At 52.3% G+C, this 17,167-nt stretch carries 19 protein-coding genes; 12 read left to right on the top strand and 7 right to left on the bottom strand.

Annotated elements, in window-relative coordinates:
* Window positions 1-25 precede the first annotated feature (25 nt).
* Together RY075_RS18725 and RY075_RS18720 are read left to right on the top strand one after the other, a co-directional pair.
* Window positions 26-325 carry a TA system toxin CbtA family protein gene (locus tag RY075_RS18725; RefSeq protein ID WP_242662839.1) on the top strand — a complete coding sequence of 100 codons (300 nt, stop codon included), beginning with the start codon at window positions 26-28 and terminating at the stop codon, window positions 323-325.
* Window positions 326-1,053: 728 nt separating this feature from the next.
* Window positions 1,054-1,368: a hypothetical protein gene (locus RY075_RS18720; protein ID WP_003862882.1), complete on the top strand. Its 315-nt coding sequence runs from the start codon at window positions 1,054-1,056 to the stop codon at window positions 1,366-1,368.
* Here the strand turns inward: RY075_RS18720 and RY075_RS18715 are convergent.
* On the bottom strand, window positions 1,365-2,174 hold the full coding sequence (locus RY075_RS18715; protein WP_048209574.1) for a DUF4225 domain-containing protein: 810 nt from the start codon (window positions 2,172-2,174) through the stop codon (window positions 1,365-1,367). The genes RY075_RS18720 and RY075_RS18715 overlap by 4 nt on opposite strands.
* 412 nt (window positions 2,175-2,586) lie before the next feature.
* On the opposite strand from RY075_RS18715, the gene RY075_RS18710 reads away from it, so the two are divergent.
* The 5 genes from RY075_RS18710 (at window position 2,587) to RY075_RS18690 (ending at window position 6,483) form a co-directional block, all read left to right on the top strand.
* On the top strand, window positions 2,587-2,730 hold the full coding sequence (locus tag RY075_RS18710) for a hypothetical protein (protein ID WP_015571788.1): 144 nt from the start codon (window positions 2,587-2,589) through the stop codon (window positions 2,728-2,730).
* A 259-nt stretch (window positions 2,731-2,989) separates the two neighbouring features.
* The gene (locus tag RY075_RS18705; protein ID WP_017382881.1) at window positions 2,990-3,658 is read left to right on the top strand and encodes an isochorismatase family protein; all 669 of its coding nucleotides are present in this window, start codon (window positions 2,990-2,992) and stop codon (window positions 3,656-3,658) included.
* 223 nt (window positions 3,659-3,881) lie between these two features.
* Window positions 3,882-5,078, top strand: coding sequence for an outer membrane protein transport protein (locus RY075_RS18700; protein WP_338627889.1), 1,197 nt, complete (start codon window positions 3,882-3,884; stop codon window positions 5,076-5,078).
* 63 nt (window positions 5,079-5,141) lie between these two features.
* On the top strand, window positions 5,142-5,771 hold the full coding sequence (locus RY075_RS18695; RefSeq protein WP_003862875.1) for a winged helix-turn-helix transcriptional regulator: 630 nt from the start codon (window positions 5,142-5,144) through the stop codon (window positions 5,769-5,771).
* A gap of 100 nt (window positions 5,772-5,871) precedes the next feature.
* Window positions 5,872-6,483, top strand: a complete 612-nt coding sequence (locus RY075_RS18690; protein WP_003862873.1) for an outer membrane beta-barrel protein — start codon at window positions 5,872-5,874, stop codon at window positions 6,481-6,483.
* A gap of 59 nt (window positions 6,484-6,542) precedes the next feature.
* On the opposite strand, the gene RY075_RS18685 is transcribed toward RY075_RS18690, so the two are convergent.
* On the bottom strand, window positions 6,543-6,941 hold the full coding sequence (locus tag RY075_RS18685; protein ID WP_023323707.1) for a hypothetical protein: 399 nt from the start codon (window positions 6,939-6,941) through the stop codon (window positions 6,543-6,545).
* Window positions 6,942-7,112: 171 nt separating this feature from the next.
* Between RY075_RS18685 and RY075_RS18680 the strand changes: the two genes are divergently transcribed.
* The gene (locus tag RY075_RS18680) at window positions 7,113-9,095 is read left to right on the top strand and encodes an alkyl sulfatase dimerization domain-containing protein (RefSeq protein ID WP_137041676.1); all 1,983 of its coding nucleotides are present in this window, start codon (window positions 7,113-7,115) and stop codon (window positions 9,093-9,095) included.
* A 33-nt stretch (window positions 9,096-9,128) separates the two neighbouring features.
* Here the strand turns inward: RY075_RS18680 and RY075_RS18675 are convergent, their stop codons facing one another.
* Together RY075_RS18675 and RY075_RS18670 are read right to left on the bottom strand one after the other, a co-directional pair.
* Entirely contained in the window at window positions 9,129-10,013 is an 885-nt protein-coding gene (locus RY075_RS18675; protein WP_022651800.1) for an SDR family oxidoreductase, read from the bottom strand.
* A 61-nt stretch (window positions 10,014-10,074) separates the two neighbouring features.
* Window positions 10,075-10,464 (bottom strand): YdeI family stress tolerance OB fold protein, encoded by a 390-nt coding sequence (locus RY075_RS18670; RefSeq protein ID WP_003862868.1) that lies wholly within the window; start codon window positions 10,462-10,464, stop codon window positions 10,075-10,077.
* Between the two features lie 139 nt (window positions 10,465-10,603).
* Between RY075_RS18670 and RY075_RS18665 the strand changes: the two genes are divergently transcribed.
* From RY075_RS18665 to RY075_RS18650, 4 genes are read left to right on the top strand one after another with little or no spacing between them, the layout of a single operon-like run.
* Window positions 10,604-11,107, top strand: a complete 504-nt coding sequence (locus tag RY075_RS18665; protein WP_003862866.1) for a hypothetical protein — start codon at window positions 10,604-10,606, stop codon at window positions 11,105-11,107.
* 9 nt (window positions 11,108-11,116) lie between these two features.
* A complete protein-coding gene (locus tag RY075_RS18660; RefSeq protein WP_338627888.1) occupies window positions 11,117-11,563 on the top strand; it encodes a YetF domain-containing protein in 447 nt (148 codons plus the stop codon).
* A 10-nt stretch (window positions 11,564-11,573) separates the two neighbouring features.
* Window positions 11,574-12,092: a 2-oxo-tetronate isomerase gene (locus RY075_RS18655; protein ID WP_126542432.1), complete on the top strand. Its 519-nt coding sequence runs from the start codon at window positions 11,574-11,576 to the stop codon at window positions 12,090-12,092.
* Between the two features lie 16 nt (window positions 12,093-12,108).
* Window positions 12,109-13,095 (top strand): SDR family oxidoreductase, encoded by a 987-nt coding sequence (locus tag RY075_RS18650; RefSeq protein ID WP_045896912.1) that lies wholly within the window; start codon window positions 12,109-12,111, stop codon window positions 13,093-13,095.
* Here the strand turns inward: RY075_RS18650 and RY075_RS18645 are convergent, their stop codons facing one another.
* The 3 genes from RY075_RS18645 to RY075_RS18635 are packed head-to-tail and all read right to left on the bottom strand — an operon-like array spanning window position 13,096 to window position 17,143.
* Window positions 13,096-14,721, bottom strand: a complete 1,626-nt coding sequence (locus RY075_RS18645) for an alpha-amylase family protein (protein WP_032610073.1) — start codon at window positions 14,719-14,721, stop codon at window positions 13,096-13,098.
* A gap of 8 nt (window positions 14,722-14,729) precedes the next feature.
* On the bottom strand, window positions 14,730-15,740 hold the full coding sequence (gene cydB / locus RY075_RS18640) for a cytochrome d ubiquinol oxidase subunit II (RefSeq protein WP_015571779.1): 1,011 nt from the start codon (window positions 15,738-15,740) through the stop codon (window positions 14,730-14,732).
* On the bottom strand, window positions 15,740-17,143 hold the full coding sequence (locus tag RY075_RS18635; protein ID WP_032610072.1) for a cytochrome ubiquinol oxidase subunit I: 1,404 nt from the start codon (window positions 17,141-17,143) through the stop codon (window positions 15,740-15,742). Before RY075_RS18635 ends, cydB begins: the two co-directional genes overlap by 1 nt.
* Window positions 17,144-17,167: the final 24 nt, after the last annotated feature.

The following is a 17,167-nucleotide window of genomic DNA, read 5'->3' as shown; positions in this document are numbered from 1 at the left end:
ATTGAAATTTCTACCTACAACAAATATGCGGGCGGCGAAGCCATGCCTGTCGCCCGTAACTATCTGGCAAATGCTACTTAGTCGTCTGCTGGAACAGCATTATGGCCTGACACTAAACGATACACCTTTCTGTGATGAAACCGTCATACAGGAACATATCGATGCCGGTATCACTCTCGCTAATGCCATTAACTTTCTAGTCGAAAAGTACGAACTGGTTCGTATCGATCGCAGAGGGTTTAGCTGGCAAGAACAAACGCCATATCTCACGATTATTGATATCATGAGGGCCCGTCGCGATCTGGGTTTAATGAATCGTAATTAGTCTGATGCTAACGGTATCGCTGCTTTTGAGTATGCCTGCCATTTGGTATCATCTAGCTTCCTGCTGATTTATCGACAAAGGTAATTGCTTGAATTCAAAGCTTCTGTGCTTTGGGGGTATCTTTGGGGGTATAAGTAAAGTTATAACTTGAAAATTTCATATTTTTCAATTTATTGGAGAGCCTATTCTAATCCCTTCGCCCGCTCCAGTCTCCTCATAAATTAACAAGTTATAATTTATCAGTTAGTTACTTTGCTCCGCTTTAGCAGGTACAACTAAAACTACCCAATGTTCTATGCCCGTATCTGGCGTCGCGTGACAGGGTCTGTAGTACAAGGAAACATATCATCCACGCTGGCGGTGGTTCCAGTTTCTTACCGCGACAGCACAACAACGAACTAAAAGCCGCATATCTGGCATAACTCCCGAAAACAGGTTTATGGTGATAACGTACCTACAAACGACATGTAGGATCTATCAGCGTTTCAGCCACGCTCCCGCAAGGGTACACGGTTATCCTGATAAGGTGTGATCCCTCTGACAGTCTGATGTTGTCGCCTAACGGCTCCACTTGTTGCTGTATCACCAACGGGGCTTTATGGCTTCTATTGTCTGAAATCTGATTCATTGGACAAACATCATGTGGATTGCTGTAAAGTTCATCAGTATGATTGCTTGCACAATCAGCGATTGGGAAAACACTTCTGGGAGATAAGGGACGAGACGATATGAAAGTGACTGATGAGGCTTTGTTACGTTCAGGGTTTACGCAGCCCGAATTGCAGAAGATAAAAAGCAACATTGAAAAATATGGAGGAACGCTTGGAGAGGCCATAAATGACCTCGCTAGGCGATTTGTTACCTTGGCGGGAGTGGTGGCTGTGTGTGCCTTAATCCTACTGCTACTTATCGTCTTCAGCTCACCTGATAGAGCAGTTGCATGGGGGCTGGCGATGATCTTTGGGGTTGCCATTATGTCCTTCGCGCAGCCGCCGGTAATTTCCTATAAATCCTGGCGTTACCGAAAAACTATCAAGGATTAACTGGTTCCATTTTCGGTTGTCAATAGATCGAAAATCACTTTTGCTTTAACACCATAACCGACAATCTTCATTGTTAGCTTAGGAGTGCTCATTGTGCTGACTTTGCGATAGTAATCGTGTGGAAGCCAGCGAAATAATCTCCAGGCTCCAGTTTTTCGAGCGAGTCCTACAATGCTGTACACACTGGCACCGAGAGTAACACCATTATAGAGAGCCAAGCCCGTGTTAGGATTAAATCCCATGAACTGGGCCGTATGCATCGCGGAGTCAGCAATGATACCTTGCGAGGATTTATGTCCTTCTGGCTGATCAAAGTTGAGCACTTCTTTCGTTAATCCGTTCATTCCATCGGCAATCAGGACTGCCCCAGCCAGCATACCAATCGGCCCCATAGTGGATAACATCATAAAGCCACCAAAGAGAACCACGCCTGATAGCACCACGTTTACGGCGGATATAACATAACCGACGATTTTATTATTTTCCTTAACAAACTCGACCTTCGCGTAAAGCTGTGCGGCTCTGGTTCTTAACAGGCGTTCTTGTTCGTGTAGATTATCTGTTTCAGCACGCAGATTTTTGATGCATGCAATGCATTCTTCATCGGTTTTAGCTCGTCGTGCTGTTTCAAATTCTTTATCTACAACCTGTTTTATCTCTTCGACAAACTTGATACGTGTAAGACCATCTTGCAAATAGAATGCTGACAGCCGGTTTGCTGTTTCGACGAGTTTCCGGGCCTCTAGATTCACCATGGTATCTGACCATGTTCTGTTCCAGCCCCTGTTAAGCAACGCAATATCCATTAAAGACTCCTTCCCAAAATGTGTCTGGTCATTTTAGGTGCAATAAGGTCGAAGACCATAGGAAATACTTTCACAACCCACCCCCGTGGGTGTCCCGTCTCTTTATCCTCCCAGTTTACTTCCTCCTGCTTAAAATATCCCCGGCTCTATTATAGATCCGCTGAGTGGAACGATTAACCGCCTAATAATTTCACTGGATCTGCATGAAATATTCTGGTGTTGCCACTGCGTCACACCGCTTTGCTTACGCTGCAATTTGCCTCGCTTTATTGCAACAGGCACAAAGCTCTCTTTTCGTAGTAAAAAGCCTTCTTTTGCTAAACAAGGAATCACCCATGGCATAACACGCTAAGTTGCACATTTCCTGTACCCTGGATACCCTGAGATTAATCCTAATAACTCAAGGGTGAGTATGGCTACCGGGAAGAGAAAGAACCAAAAGGAATCACCTGAAGAAGAGTTAGATCGCTTGCTGGATGAGCTTGAACTCACAGAGGAGCAACGGGAGTTTATCGAATCCATGCGGGAGGATAAGGGCGATCCCAGTAGTGAGTAACGCTTGCCTTCAGCCGAACGAATACGAATGGCCGCATAACGGCATTGTAAAGATCTTTTCTCCTCACGAGGGCTTTCCGTCAGCGTCGATGGCTCAGCGTACCGTGCCAGAAATTGTCCTGAAATGATGCGGTATTCAGACCGGATCGAACTACTATTCATTATGATTTATCAATGCATTATACCCTGACCATGTGCATGTAAAATCGCGGAGCCGGGAGAGTTGACGGCAATGTAAAAGAAATCATGAGGAAAGAAATATGGCTGCTACAAACGGTATGATTGATACTGATGACGCTGTAATTTTACTCATCGACCATCAGAGTGGCTTATTCAACACGGTACGTGATGTGCCTGTACCAGACCTTCGTAATTATGTGACAGCGATAGCCAAAGTTGCCACGCTTTTAAATATCCCGGTGATCACCACGGCCTCTGTTCCTGACGGTCCCAATGGCCCGCTCATCCCGGAAATTCACAAATATGCACCCCATGCCGTGTATGTTCCACGCACCGGGCAGATTAATACCTGGGATAATCCGGCGTTTGTGAAGGAAGTGGAAAAGACGGGCAGAAAGACCCTGATTATTGCCGGCACGCTCACCAGCGTCTGCATGGCGTTCCCTGCGGTTAGCGCTGTCCAGGAGGGGTATAAGGTTTACTGTGTTGTGGATGCCTCGGGGAACTGGTCCAAAATCGCGACCGATACCACCATCGCGCGCGTGGCTCAGGCGGGGGCGATCCCTACCGATACGTTTGCCATTGTCGCTGAATTAATGAGAACCTGGAACCGCGAGGAAGGTTCTCGCTTTGCTGAGATCCTGGCAGAGCATGTCTGTCCGGAATATAAGTGCCTGATTGAAAGTTTCGGCAAAGCTCAGGAAATTGCCAGAACGGGCCCGGAAACCAATCTGGAGCATTATAAGTAAGTCCTAATAAACATGTATAAAAGTTGCTGGATTTTATCGTCCTGTACCTGAGCGTATTACAGGTGCAGGACGTAGCGGCGTCGTATTCCGGACGTCGCTGAATTGTCAGAGATATTAAGAGGGGCTGAACCGCGCATAATTTAAAATTAAACCCTCTTTCTTTTTACGTAATCAATCGCCCCTGTTATATCTGTCGGCAAATTTTTTATTTCCCGGACCACAGATGAAAACACGACTCCTCCTGTGCGCTGGCGTATTAGCTGTCTCCAGTGCCCATGCCAGCGCCCTCTATTTTTATGAAGCCGGCACCGAAGATACCGCGCTTGCCGGAGCAGGGCAGGCGGCTCGTGCGAAGGACGCCTCGACAATCATGACCAACCCGGCTGGCATGACGCGCTTACCGGATCATATGGTCACCGGTGGGTTACAGGTTATGGATGGCTCCATCGACAACCAGCTGGATAACGATGCCCATCAAAGCCCCGGCGATGTGATGAAAACCATCCCGAATGCCAGCGCCTTTTATAGCCAGAAGATAAACGATGATCTTTATGCCGGGATCGGGCTTTACGGTAATTACGGCCTGGGGATCGACTACGGCAGCTGGGCGGGCGACAGGCTGATTAAAAAGAGTACCATGGTAGCCATGACGCTCAGCCCCTCGCTGGCCTATAAGCTTAACGACCGTCTTTCGATTGGCGCGTCCGCCAACGTTAACTACGGTTACTTCTCGCTGACTCGCAGCGTTAACGATGATGACTACCAGCGACGCGATGATGACTACCAGCGACGCGATGAAGACCTGGCCATGAGCTATCGGCTTGGGCTGCTGATGCAGCTAACTGACCAGACCCGAGCCGGTATTACCTGGAACAGCGAAACGGACTACAGCTTCAATATTGACGGCAACGCGCGTCTACAGAACGGCACCTACGACCTGCCATTGTCGGCACAGATCAGCGCGCCGCAGCAAATCATGCTCAGTCTGGTGCATGATATTAACCCGCGGTGGTCGGTTATGGGCGATCTCGGCTGGCAGGACTGGAGCCAGTTCGGCGCGCCGCAAATCGTCGTCGGGGACCAGCAGCTGAACAACGTCAGCCGCCTGAAGGACACGTGGCACGGTGCGGTGGGCGTGCAGTATCGTCCAACGCCTCAGTGGCGACTGAATGCCGGTGTGGCGTTCGACAGCTCGCCGTATGAAAGCCAGAGCGATGTGGCCTTAACCTTACCTACCGGCGATGAGTGGCGATTTGGCACGGGGGCCCAGTATCAGATCACCCCGGCCAGCAATATTGGTATTGCCGTGTCGTATCTTCATATGCAGTCGTCGCATGTGAAATCGCCGGTGGCGTTTGCCGGAAGTTACGACCATCCTTATCTTTGGTTTGCCAGCGTCAACTACAGCTATCAGTTTTGATCGGCTAAACGCTTAAAATATATGGTCTATAATGGCAGATATTGAATGTCAGAAGGTTGTACCATGCATATTTTACCGCCTGTTCGACCCGAAAAATCCATCGAACGACTGACCGCTATCCTTGAGCCGATAGCGGAGAAAGTGCACGTTGTTCCGCGTAAGCGACTCACCTGGTTACGGAAGGGGAAACAGCAGATGTACCTCTTTCTGGAAGGGGAGTTATCCCTGCTGCGGGCTTCGGATGGACTGGTGGTAGTGACCGTTTACGAGCCGCATTTGTTTGGTATTGCAGAGATGATCCAGCCTACGCAGGGGCATCTTCTCCGTGCGGAAAGGGAGTCGACTATTTTACGTCTCGATGCGGACAAGGCGGCTGAGTTGTTTCGCGCCGAGGGCGTCTGGGAGGATGTCGCCGCGCTGCTTTCATACCATACGGCCTATTTAATATTTCGTGATGCACAGGTACTCCAGCAGCGTACCTATTCCGTTATTCGTAACCACCTTCAGGAAATGATTTTGCTCCCGGAAGAGACGCGTCTGCGTACCACGATTCTGGAATATATTCAGGATCGTACGCTGCTCTCTCGCAGCAGTATACTCAATGTATTATCCGCCCTTAAGCAGGGAGAATATATCTCCTTTAAGCGCGGCGGATACCTGCTTGAAGTCAGACATTTACCCGAATCATTCTAGCGGAAGTTTAAAATTAAACAGAAATGGAATTAACGCTGCCGTTAATTTTCTATATCGTTTGCTTTCTCAGATTTAACTTTATCAAGTAAACGGTATTTTTATGAAAAAGACAGTTATCGCATTAATTGTGGCTAATGTATTTACCGCCACTTCCGCCTTCGCCGCCGCGGATGCGGGCACCTGGTATAGCGGGGCGAAATTCGGCTGGTCTCACTATTTTGATACCAATATGGGTTCAAAAGCGTTTGAGAACACGCATTCCGATCACTTCGATTTTGACCATGATAATGTCGGCGGGGGTGTTTATACGGGTTATCAGATTACCCCATGGCTTGCGGTAGAAGGTGGTTATGATTATTTAGGCAACATGCAGATTAAAGGCCAGCATGGCGCAGGGGCGCAAATGAAGACGCAGGGCCTGCAACTGTCTCTGAAGGCCAGTTATGCCCTGACCAATGACTGGGATATTTACGGCCGTGCCGGCGCAATGGGCTATCGCGCTGAATCCGATGTAAGTGGTCACAATCGTTTTGAAACAGGTGTGCGCCCGCTTGCTGCCGTGGGTACTGAATACGCCTTCAATAAAAACTGGGCGGGCCGCCTGGAGTATCAGTGGGTAAGCAACGTGGGCAATGTTAACCAGATCGGCGTGAGCAGCGACCTGAGTTCCGTCACCGCAGGGCTTAGCTATCGCTTTGGTCAGTACGACTGATGTCCGTGATATGCCCATTAATAAAAACCCGGCTGCTTAAGTTGCCGGGTTTTTTGTTTTCAGCTGGTGAATAATGGTTCAAGAACGATATGAATATTTTGCAGGCCCGTGACATTATTATCTTTCAGGTATTGCTGGTTAACCATATCTAGCTGTTCCAGCTTGGTCAGCGAGGCATAGACGCGTTGAACGGCACTGTCCGCAACAAAAATTTCTTTTGCGGTGGTGTCCTGTAGATACTGTGATTTTACGCTGCGCGTTAGGGTCTCGATCTGCTGTTTATTTTCCTGATAAAGAGACGCGATATGCGATATCTGTACCTGCGGCGATTTTTCCCCCGGCAACACCAGTGGAATTTGCAGATGATTAATTTTTTCAACATTGTCTGGTTGGGGAGAACTACAGGCTGTTAATGTGCTGAGGGTTAATACAGCGAAAAAGAACGGCAGGCTCTTCATCGAATCACTCCGGGGAAATAACTGGACTCAGCATTATCCCTGAAGGCCGCAGCGACGAAAGAATTAACTTATTTATTTATAAACATTAATTTCATAGGTTAAAGATAAGCCTGGTGATAGCCTCCTTTCCCCCCATGTACCGCCAGCGTGAATATAACTCCTCGAGGAAGTATGAAATTTAAAACTCTCGTTAGTGCGATGGCCGTTGCTGGTCTGCTATTAGTCTCGTTGACCTCATTGCCTGTCCTGGCACAAAAGGAAGGGAAGGGAGCCACTGCCCATACGAAAGAGATGAATGATGCACTTTATGGTCAACTGCCCTTCTTTGATAAGACCGATTTCCGAAATGCGCACAAAGGCTTTATTGCCTCGCTGCCACCCGCGGTGATTAAAGACGAAAAAGGCGCCGTTATCTGGAACCCCCAGAAATACGCTTTTATCAAAGAAGGGCAAAAAGCGCCGGATACCGTCAACCCGAGCCTGTGGCGTCAGGCGCAGCTGAATAATATTGGCGGTCTGTTTGAGGTCACGGAAGGCGTCTACCAGATCCGCAACCTCGATCTGTCGAATATGACGATTATAGAGGGCAAAGAGGGGATCACGGTTATCGATCCGCTGCTGTCTGCGGAAACGGCCAAAGCGGGCATGGATCTTTACGTTCAACATCGTGGCAAACGCCCGGTTGTTGCCGTTATTTATACCCATAGTCATGTCGATCATTATGGCGGCGTGCGTGGCGTGGTCGATGAAGCGGGAGTGATGACCGGCAAAGTGAAAGTCTATGCTCCAGCAGGTTTTATGGAAGAGGCGGTATCGGAAAATATCATGGCCGGAAATGCCATCAGCCGCCGTGCCAGTTATATCTACGGAAACCTGTTAAAGGCCAATGTAAAAGGTCAGATAGGAGCGGGTCTGGGGACGACCACCTCAGCGGGGACGGTCACGCTTATCGCGCCCACTCACGCCATTACCAAAGACGGGCAGAAAGAGATCATCGACGGTCTCACCTATGATTTTATGCTGGCGCCGGGGTCGGAAGCGCCGTCTGAAATGCTCTGGTATGTGGAAGAGAAAAAGCTGATTCAAGCAGCAGAGAACGTCACTCACACCCTGCACAATACCTACTCGCTGCGCGGGGCGAAGATACACGATCCGCTGGCATGGTCAAAGTACATCAATAACGCTCTCGATCGTTGGGGGGATAAAGCGGAAATTATTATCGCGCAGCACCACTGGCCCACATGGGGTAATAAGAAAGTGGTGAAGCTGATGAAAAGCCAGCGTGATATCTACCGCTATATCAACGACCAGACGCTCAGACTGGCGAATAAGGGGCTGACGAGGGATGAAATAGCCGCAAATTTCGCCCTGCCTTACGGACTGGCTAAATCCTGGGCAGGCCGTGGCTATTACGGCTCGGTAAGCAACAACGTCAAAGCCACCTATGTCTACTATCTTGGCTGGTTCGACGGCAATCCGGCGACGCTCGATGAACTGCCTCCGGTCGAGGCGGCGAAAAAGTATGTCGATTACATGGGCGGAGCCCGCGCGATCCTTGAAAAAGCCCGTGTCGATTATGCCCGGGGGAATTATCGCTGGGTGGCTCAGGTGGTCAGTAAAGTCGTTTTTGCCGATCCGAATAATAAGGCGGCGCGCGAACTGGAAGCCGATGCGTTTGAACAGCTGGGATACCATGCGGAGTCAGGGCCGTGGCGTAACGCCTACCTCACCGGTGCGCAAGAGTTGCGTAACGGCGTGAAGATAAAGCCGACGCCCAAAACCGCCAGCCCGGATGCGGTCCGTGCCATGTCGACTGAGATGATTTTTGACTACTTCGGCGTTCACCTTAACGGCGTCAGAGCGGCGAATGCCAGAGGTATTTTTAACGTTGATTTAGGCCGCGAGGGCGGCAGGTATAAGCTGGAGCTGGAGAATGGCGTGCTGAACCATAGTGCCAATATCCAGGCAGAAGATCCGGATGCAACCATTACGCTCAGCCGCGAAACGCTGAACAAAATCATCCTTAAGGAAACCACGCTGAAAAAGGCGCAACAGGCAGGAGAGGTGACGATCGTCGGCAACGCCGCGAAGGTAGACGAAATGCTGCGCTGCATGGAGAGCTTCAGTTTCTGGTTTCCTGTCGTCACCCCTTAAAAGTAAAAAAGGCTGCTTTCGCAGCCTTTTTCGTCAAATGACGCCGTCGCCGCCGTCTGAACACCAGACCTGCCCGGAGGTGTATGAACACTCATCCGAGGCCAGAGTGACATACAGCGGTGCGATCTCCACGGGCTGTCCCGGGCGTCCCAGAGGGGTACTCTCGCCAAAATGTTTCACTTTCTCCTGTGGCTGCCCACCGCTGGGCTGGAGCACGGTCCAGTAAGGTCCGGGCGCTACCGCGTTCACGCGGATCCCTTTCGGACCCAGCTGTTTCGCCAGCGCTTTGGTAAACACCGCGAGACAGGCTTTGGTCTGCGCATAGTCAAGCAGTACGGCGCTCGGTTTTACCGCCTGAACGGAGGAGGTGTTAATGATGGAAGCGGGAGCTTTCATGTGGCGCAACGCCGCCTTTGTGATCCAGAAAGGCGCATAGACGTTGGTCTTAAAGGTCGCGTCAAAATCTTCCGTAGTCAGTTCTTCCAGCGACTCACGATACTGCTGGCGGCCTGCGTTATTCACCAGGATATCCAGCCCGCCCAGTTTTGAGACGGCCTGCTCCACCAGGTTCTGACAAAAAGTTTCGTCGCGCACATCGCCCGGAAGCGCGACAGCGTTCCGTCCTTCCGCTTTAATCAGGGCGATGACTTCCGCTGCGTCTTCTTCCTCTTCCGGCAAATAGTTAATGGCGACATCTGCCCCTTCGCGGGCATAGGCAATGGCTACCGCGCGTCCGATGCCGGAATCGCCCCCGGTAATTAGTGCCTTCTTACCGGCAAGACGTCCATGCCCTTTGTAGCTCTTCTCGCCGTGGTCGGGTACAGGTTCCATTTCAGAGGACAGGCCCGGCGGCGTCTGGGGTTGCTCCGGGAAAGGTGGCGTTGGGTAAGCGTTCGTACGTTGTTCATTATCACTCATAGCTAACTCCTTGTTAGGGGTGAGATTTGATGGATAGTTACAGCGTTAACGCTTCGCTGAATTATTTTTGCAAGTGGCTGACCCGGACTACGGGTGGGGATGATTTTTTATCGAGCGAGCCGCTAATACTGATCATGTTGTCAGGTTCCACGGTTCTGTCGTCAAATACGGCTTTCGGGATAATAACGTCGATTTTCCCGGTTTTATCCTGGAATACGTATTTATCGCCATTGCCATCAATAAGATTGCCGCGCAGTGAAATAGAGGCGCCATCATGCATCTCTTTCGCCTGAGTAATGGTCATAATGCGCGCATCATCGGTACCACGATAACCGCTGTCCAGCGCATGCGGCGGTGGCGGCGCGTCACCCTTTTGTAACCCGCCGTTATTATCTGCCCAGGCAGTAGGGATAATTAATATTAACAAGGCTGAAATCACTGATAATTTCATCTGATATCCTTCATTTTGGATGTCTTGACTTATTAAGTATTGTTGCTATTTCTTTATGTGGCAAATGTGATAAGTCTTAAAAGCATTTGCACAGAGAAATCAAAAATTTCGGCAATTAAGCGAAACGGTGACGACTGCCATGGAACCAAAAAATGAAAAAGTGCCTGGGATAAAAGAGAGTTATCGTTTACTGACGTTTGAGTACGCATTTCGTCAGGTGGGTTTTATTGTGCTGTTAGCTATTATCGTGGCGGCAATTGCCGGGCTGTTTTCAAGCGGTGTGGTCAGCGACGTGGAGAAAACAAATGATGCAAAATCCCTGGCTCTGAGCTATGAGCGCTTCGGTCGCCGCCAGACCGAATCACGGATGGCGCTGACGTTTCCGGTGACGTCTGAGGGGAAATATACCCTCAGCCTGACCAGCGAAAGCAGCGACGTGTATGAGCCCGGCAGCGTCTGGCCACAACCGGACAGCATGTACAGCCGGGGGAATACCCTGTTTCTCGTCTACGATCGTTTACAACAGACCGATAAATTTACCGTTCTATTATTCATCACGCCGTCAAAAGCAGGGAAGTGGACAAACAGCATCCGCGTAAACAACGAGCCAGATATCCGTTTCTGGCAGTTTATTTACCCCTAGGAGTCGAATATGGACATGGTTTTTCGTGCCCTGGCAATTTACCTGTTTCTGGTCATTGTGTTTAAAGTTGCCGGGCGGCGCGCCCTGCTACAAATGACCAGTTTTGACCTTATTTTGCTCTTAATTATCAGTGAAGCGACACAGCAGGCGCTGCTTGGCGAAGATTTTTCCGTCACCGGTGCGATGATTACAATAACAACGCTGGTGGTGGTGGATATTATTTTTGGCCTCCTGAAAAAATATTTTTCCACTGTTGAGAATATTCTTGATGGCACGCCGGTGATATTGGTGGAGAACGGTGTCCCCCTTGCCGATAAACTGAAAAAGGTCGATGTATCCTGTGATGATATATTGGTATCAGCCCGCCAGAATCACGGTATTACAGAATTGAAGGAGATAAAATACGCTATTCTTGAGCGTAATGGTCATATTTCTATTATTCCTGGCGAAAATTAAGGGCAACGCGATGAGCAATCTTATTCACGACAGTAACAGCACCATCAGCGAGCTGACGAAAAAGCTCGCCACTGAGCTTACGGACAGAGGTTTGCGGTTAACTACCGCAGAGTCCTGTACCGGCGGCAATCTCGCGGTTGCGCTTTGTGCCGAAGAGAACACGGCGGAATTTTATGATGTTGGCATGGTGGTGTTCAGCGATGCGGCGAAGGAGAGGATCCTCGGCGTGCGGCACGAAACCATTGAGCGCTTCACCGCCGTCAGTGAACAAACGGTGACCGAGATGGCCGCTAAAATTCGCGAAATTGCCGAGGCGGATATTGGCCTTGCCATCAGCGGCTATGCGGGACCGGAAGGCGGAGACGATGGCACCGCAGCCGGTACGGTCTGCTTCGGCTGGAATATTCGCGGACAGACGGAAACCCGCACCGTGCTGTTTTCCGGTGAATGTCAGGATGTGGTGGATAAAGCGGTGCGTTATTCCCTGTCTGAACTGATCGAAATACTCTCCGGCTGGGATAACGTCTGAAACAAGGGGAAAGGCTATGGCTGTCATCGTTATTACCGGCGGTACGGCGGGCGTGGGGAAGGCCACGGCGCTGCACTTTGCCAAAGCGGGCTACGATGTGGGCATCATTGCCCGCGATGAGCAGAGTCTGCGCTCCACAGAAGAGGAGTTGCGCCGTTTCGGGATCAACGCCTGTGCCGTTCAGGCCGACGTGGCGGACAGCAAGGCGGTGACCGATGCTGCTAACGAGATTGAATACCGGCTTGGGGCCATCGATGTGTGGGTGAATAACGCCATGGGCGGGATGCTGGCGCCGTTTCGCACCATGTCGCCTGAGGAGTTTCGCCGCGTCACCGAGGTGACCTATCTGGGCTATGTTAACGGTACCCGCGCCGCGCTGGAGTTAATGACTCCTCGTGACCGGGGGACGATTATTCAGGTTGGCTCCGCGCTGGCCTACCGCTCCATTCCCTTGCAGTCAGCCTACTGTGGGGCGAAAGCCGCGATCCGCGGGTTTACTGACGCCGTGCGCACCGAGCTGATGCATGAAAACAGCCGGGTGCAGATCGCAATGGTACAGATGCCGGGCCTCAACACGCCGCAATTCGAGTGGGCGAGGAATAAATTTGCCTGGGCGATGCGACCGGTTCCCCCCGTGTTTCAGCCGGAAGTGGCTGCCAGCGCGATTTTCAAGGTAGCGCAAAAACCGGTGCGGGAGCTGTGGGTGGGCAGCAGCACCGTCCAGTCGATTGTCGGGCAATTTCTTTTTCCCGGCTTTCTGGATCGGCTGATGGTTAAAAAGGCCTGGGAAGGGCAGATGACCGATACGCTAAATGCGGATGACCGTCAGGACTATCTGGATCAGCCGGTTAACGATCTGCATAAAATCCACGGGCACTTCACCGACGAAGCAAAAGAGCGCGCCACCAGCGTTACCTCCGGCATGCCGGGGAAAGTGCTGCTCGGCTCCCTCGCCGTCACGAGTGCAATCGTGGCGCGTCTTCTGCTCTCGCGGAGACGATAATCAGCGCAGTGCGGTACGATCGGTCCAGAACCAGCGGTACCCATAGCCGCTGAGGTTAAGCGCGACGGTTTTGCCGCACACCAGCGCGTCGTTGTAGCGTTTGTCCGCCAGGCAGGCGGTCCAGGTCGCATGCCGGATCCCTCTGGCGGTAAAATTAACGGGCTTATCGCTAAAGTTAACGAAGGTCAGAATGCTGCGCGTGTCGGTTTCGTAATAGATCCCCAGCACCGCATCGCTGTCGATATTAATAAGACGAAACGGCGCGACGCCGATCTCAGGGAACTCCGAGCGCGTATTGGCGATATCGATAATGCAGTGCAGGAGTGAGTTGCGGTGCAACAGCGAATCCGCCACGTTGATTTTTTGATAGCGGTACGGGCCGCGGTCAATCATCGGGGCGATAAAGGTTTCCGGGTCGGCGTCTGAGAAACCGCCGCCTTGCGATCCGGCCCACTGCATCGGGGTGCGTACGGCGTAACGCTCCTCCAGTTCCAAATCATCTCCCATGCCAATCTCATCCCCGTAGCGCATGACCGGTACGCCCGGCAGCGAAAACAAGACCGCATGGCAAAAGGCCAGCCGCTTACGATCGCCATTAAGCATCGGCGCCAGACGGCGGCGGATACCTCGCTGATACACACTCATTTCTTTGTCAGGGGCAAAGGCATCAATGACGGTCTGCTTCGCTTTTTTTCCTATCCCTTCCAGATCCAGCTCATCATGATTGCGCAGCCAGTTGGCGAAGCAGCAGGAGTCAGGCGGCACAATCATCTTCTTTACCGCGTTGCGCAGCGGTCGTGCGCTTTTCTCCGCAAGGCTGACGTAGAAGTACTTATTGAGCCAGAAATTCAGCACCAGGTTGAGCCGGTCGTTCTGACCAAAATAATCTTTGTAGGCCTCGACCTCCACGTCGACTTCGCCGAGCAGGATCGCATCCGGGTTACGCTGCTCGATAAGACGGCGCAGATGCTCCAGGATCCACAGGCCGCGTTTTTCATCCCCACGTCCGGCCTGTTTTGTCAGGTGCGACGCCGCATCCAGGCGAAAGCCCGACACCCCGAGCTTTAGCCAGAAGATGATGATGTTCTCAACCTCCTTCAGCACCGCAGGGGAGGCCAGATTGAGATCCGGCTCGTGGTGATAAAACATATGCCGGTAGTATTGCCCCGCCTCGTCGTCCCATGTCCAGATACTCTTCTCCACGCCGGGGAACATCGGCGGCGTATCGTCGTCGTCCGTGTCGGACCACAGGTAATAGTCACGATAGGGTGATTGAGGGTTGCGGCGGGCCTGTTGAAACCAGGGATGCGCATCCGAGGTATGCTGGATCAGCAGCTCAATAATGACCTGCATCCCCAGCTCCCGCGCCTGTTCAATAAAGGCGATGATATCGTTGAGCTTGCCGAAGCGGGGATCGACCTGCAAATGGTCGCTCACGTCATAGCCTTCATCGAGAAAAGGCGTGAGGTAAAACGGAGTGATCCAGATAACCGTCGCGCCCATCCGGCGGATGTAGCGTAGCTTCGCGGCGATTCCGGCGATGTCGCCACAGCCATCGCCGTTCAGATCGTAAAACAGGGCAGTATCTATCTGGTAAATAATGGCGCGTGTATGCCAGCCTGCCATAGTAATCCTTAGTGATAACCTTCGGTATCAGACACTTTGCCCCGGAAGACGTAATAGCTCCAGGCGGTATAAACCAGGATCACCGGGATGATTAACAGCGTGCCGATCAGCATAAACAGCTGGCTGGCAGGCGGCGCGGCGGCTTCCCACAAGGTGATGTGCGGCGGAATTATGTGTGGCCACAGGCTGATGCCCAGGCCGCTAAAGCCGAGGAAGATCAGGCCCAGCGTTAACAGGAACGGACGGGCATGGCTGTCGGGATTACGCGTCAGCCGCCAGATCCACAGGCTGAATACCGCCACCAGAACCGGAACCGGCAGGAACCAGAAGAAGTTAGGCAGAGTAAACCAGCGCTCGGCGACAAACTGCCAGCCGAGCGGGGTCCAGATACTTACCACCGCAATGACGGCAATCAGCGCCAGCAGAACGTGGCGGGTCAGCTCGCGCATCCGGTTTTGCAGCGCGCCTTCGCTTTTCATGATCAGCCACGTGGTGGCCAGCAGGGTATAGGCGACAATTAAGCCCAGCCCGCAGAACAGGTTAAACGGGGTGAACCAGTCCAGCGAGGAGCCCACAAAGCGACGCCCTTCCACGTCAAAGCCGTTGATCATCGCGCCAACCACGATCCCCTGGCTGAAGGTTGCGAGCAGGGAACCGCCAGCAAAAGAATAGTCCCAGAATTTGCGGTGGGAAGGGGTCGCCTTAAAGCGAAACTCAAATGCCACGCCGCGGAAAATAAGCCCGATCAGCATGGCCGTCAGCGGGATGGTCAGGGCATCGATTATTACCGCGTAGGCCAGCGGAAAAGCGCCGAACAACCCTGCGCCGCCGAGAACCAGCCAGGTTTCATTTCCGTCCCAGACCGGGGCGACGCTGTTCACCATCACGTCGCGCTCTTTGGCATCACCCACAAAGCTGAACAGCATGCCGATACCGAGATCGAAACCGTCCATGATGATGTACATCAGCGTGGCGAAGACAATAATGGCAAACCAGATGACCGGGATATCGACGCCCATCAGATCTTCTCCTCTTCCGGAACAGACTCGGCGGCGGACAGCGGACGGGCAGGGGTGCCCGATGTATTAGACGTTAGCGTGCCCACAGGCTGCGGACCTTTGTTAATCAACCGGGCGAGATACACATATCCCACGCCAAATACCGAACAGTAGACCACGATAAAGGCCAGCAGGCTGATGCTCATCTGCAACGTGCTGTGCAGAGACACCGCATCTATCGTGCGCAGATAACCGTAAACGACCCACGGCTGGCGGCCCACTTCGGTGGTGACCCACCCGGCGAGCAGCGCGAGTAATCCGGCAGGCCCCATACAGAGGGCAAACCAGTGGAATGGCCGTGAGTGATAGAGTCGACGGCGATAGCGCAGCCAGACGCTCAGTACGCCAAGGGTAATCATCAGCAGCCCCATGCCGACCATAATGCGGAAGGACCAGAAGACGATGAGCGAGTTAGGGCGGTCCTCTTTCGGGAAATCCTTCAGCGCCGGGACCTGTTTATCCAGGCTGTGCGTCAGGATCAGGCTGCCGAGCGCGGGAATTTCAAGCCCGTATTTGGTGCGTTCCTCTTCCATATCCGGTACGCCAAACAACAGCAGCGGGGTGGCCTCGCCGGGCGGGTTTTCCCAGTGGCCTTCAATCGCGGCGATTTTGGCAGGCTGGTGCTCAAGCGTATTCAGCCCGTGCATATCCCCAACCACGGCCTGAATGGGCGCGACCAGCAGCGCCATCCACATGGCCATGGAGAACATCTTGCGGATCGCGGGCGTATCGTTACCGCGCAGCAGATGCCATGCCCCGGACGCGCCCACAAACAAGGCGCTGCACAGGAAGGCGGCGATGGACATATGGATCAGGCGGTAAGGGAATGAGGGGTTAAAGATAATGGCCAGCCAGTCTTCGGGAATGACCTGACCGTTCTGAATACTGAAGCCCTGCGGGGTGTGCATCCAGCTGTTAGAGGCGAGGATCCAGAAGGTGGACATCAGCGTGCCCAGCGCCACCATGCAGGTGGCAAAGAAGTGCAGGCCGGGGCCAACCTTGTTCCAGCCGAACAGCATCACGCCTAAGAAACCGGCTTCCAGGAAGAAGGCGGTTAAGACTTCATAGGTGAGCAAAGGGCCGGTTATGCTGCCCGCGAACTGGGAAAAGCCGCTCCAGTTAGTCCCAAACTGGTAAGCCATCACCAGCCCGGAAACCACGCCCATACCAAAGTTGACGGCGAAAATTTTTAGCCAGAAATGGTATAGCGAGCGCCAGACATCATTTTTTGTGCGAAGCCACATGCCTTCGAGAACCACCAGATAGCTCGCAAGCCCGATGGTGATCGCCGGGAAGAGAATATGAAAAGAGACGGTAAAGGCGAACTGTATCCTGGCCAGATGAAACGCATCAAGCTCGAACATGCTCCGTACCTCTGGAACTGATAG

This window comes from Enterobacter sp. JJBC, from assembly GCF_036936505.1.
Lineage (GTDB): Bacteria > Pseudomonadota > Gammaproteobacteria > Enterobacterales > Enterobacteriaceae > Enterobacter > Enterobacter hormaechei_C.
The sequence above is the reverse complement of the archived record's forward strand: the minus strand, read 5'-3'. Positions and strand labels throughout refer to the sequence as shown.

Bases quoted from the DNA above. Each gene is read 5' to 3' on its own strand.
- RY075_RS18675 (WP_022651800.1), bottom strand. From the start codon at position 10,013: ATGAGTGATAATGAACAACGTACGAACGCTTACCCAACGCCACCTTTC.
- RY075_RS18655 (WP_126542432.1), top strand. From the start codon at position 11,574: ATGAGCAATCTTATTCACGACAGTAACAGCACCATCAGCGAGCTGACG.
- RY075_RS18680 (WP_137041676.1), top strand. From the start codon at position 7,113: ATGAAATTTAAAACTCTCGTTAGTGCGATGGCCGTTGCTGGTCTGCTA.
- RY075_RS18700 (WP_338627889.1), top strand. From the start codon at position 3,882: ATGAAAACACGACTCCTCCTGTGCGCTGGCGTATTAGCTGTCTCCAGT.
- RY075_RS18635 (WP_032610072.1), bottom strand. From the start codon at position 17,143: ATGTTCGAGCTTGATGCGTTTCATCTGGCCAGGATACAGTTCGCCTTT.
- RY075_RS18695 (WP_003862875.1), top strand. From the start codon at position 5,142: ATGCATATTTTACCGCCTGTTCGACCCGAAAAATCCATCGAACGACTG.
- RY075_RS18705 (WP_017382881.1), top strand. From the start codon at position 2,990: ATGGCTGCTACAAACGGTATGATTGATACTGATGACGCTGTAATTTTA.
- RY075_RS18715 (WP_048209574.1), bottom strand. From the start codon at position 2,174: ATGGATATTGCGTTGCTTAACAGGGGCTGGAACAGAACATGGTCAGAT.
- RY075_RS18650 (WP_045896912.1), top strand. From the start codon at position 12,109: ATGGCTGTCATCGTTATTACCGGCGGTACGGCGGGCGTGGGGAAGGCC.
- RY075_RS18670 (WP_003862868.1), bottom strand. From the start codon at position 10,464: ATGAAATTATCAGTGATTTCAGCCTTGTTAATATTAATTATCCCTACT.
- RY075_RS18645 (WP_032610073.1), bottom strand. From the start codon at position 14,721: ATGGCAGGCTGGCATACACGCGCCATTATTTACCAGATAGATACTGCC.
- RY075_RS18665 (WP_003862866.1), top strand. From the start codon at position 10,604: ATGGAACCAAAAAATGAAAAAGTGCCTGGGATAAAAGAGAGTTATCGT.
- RY075_RS18660 (WP_338627888.1), top strand. From the start codon at position 11,117: ATGGACATGGTTTTTCGTGCCCTGGCAATTTACCTGTTTCTGGTCATT.
- RY075_RS18710 (WP_015571788.1), top strand. From the start codon at position 2,587: ATGGCTACCGGGAAGAGAAAGAACCAAAAGGAATCACCTGAAGAAGAG.
- cydB (WP_015571779.1), bottom strand. From the start codon at position 15,740: ATGGGCGTCGATATCCCGGTCATCTGGTTTGCCATTATTGTCTTCGCC.
- RY075_RS18685 (WP_023323707.1), bottom strand. From the start codon at position 6,941: ATGAAGAGCCTGCCGTTCTTTTTCGCTGTATTAACCCTCAGCACATTA.
- RY075_RS18690 (WP_003862873.1), top strand. From the start codon at position 5,872: ATGAAAAAGACAGTTATCGCATTAATTGTGGCTAATGTATTTACCGCC.
- RY075_RS18725 (WP_242662839.1), top strand. From the start codon at position 26: ATGCGGGCGGCGAAGCCATGCCTGTCGCCCGTAACTATCTGGCAAATG.
- RY075_RS18720 (WP_003862882.1), top strand. From the start codon at position 1,054: ATGAAAGTGACTGATGAGGCTTTGTTACGTTCAGGGTTTACGCAGCCC.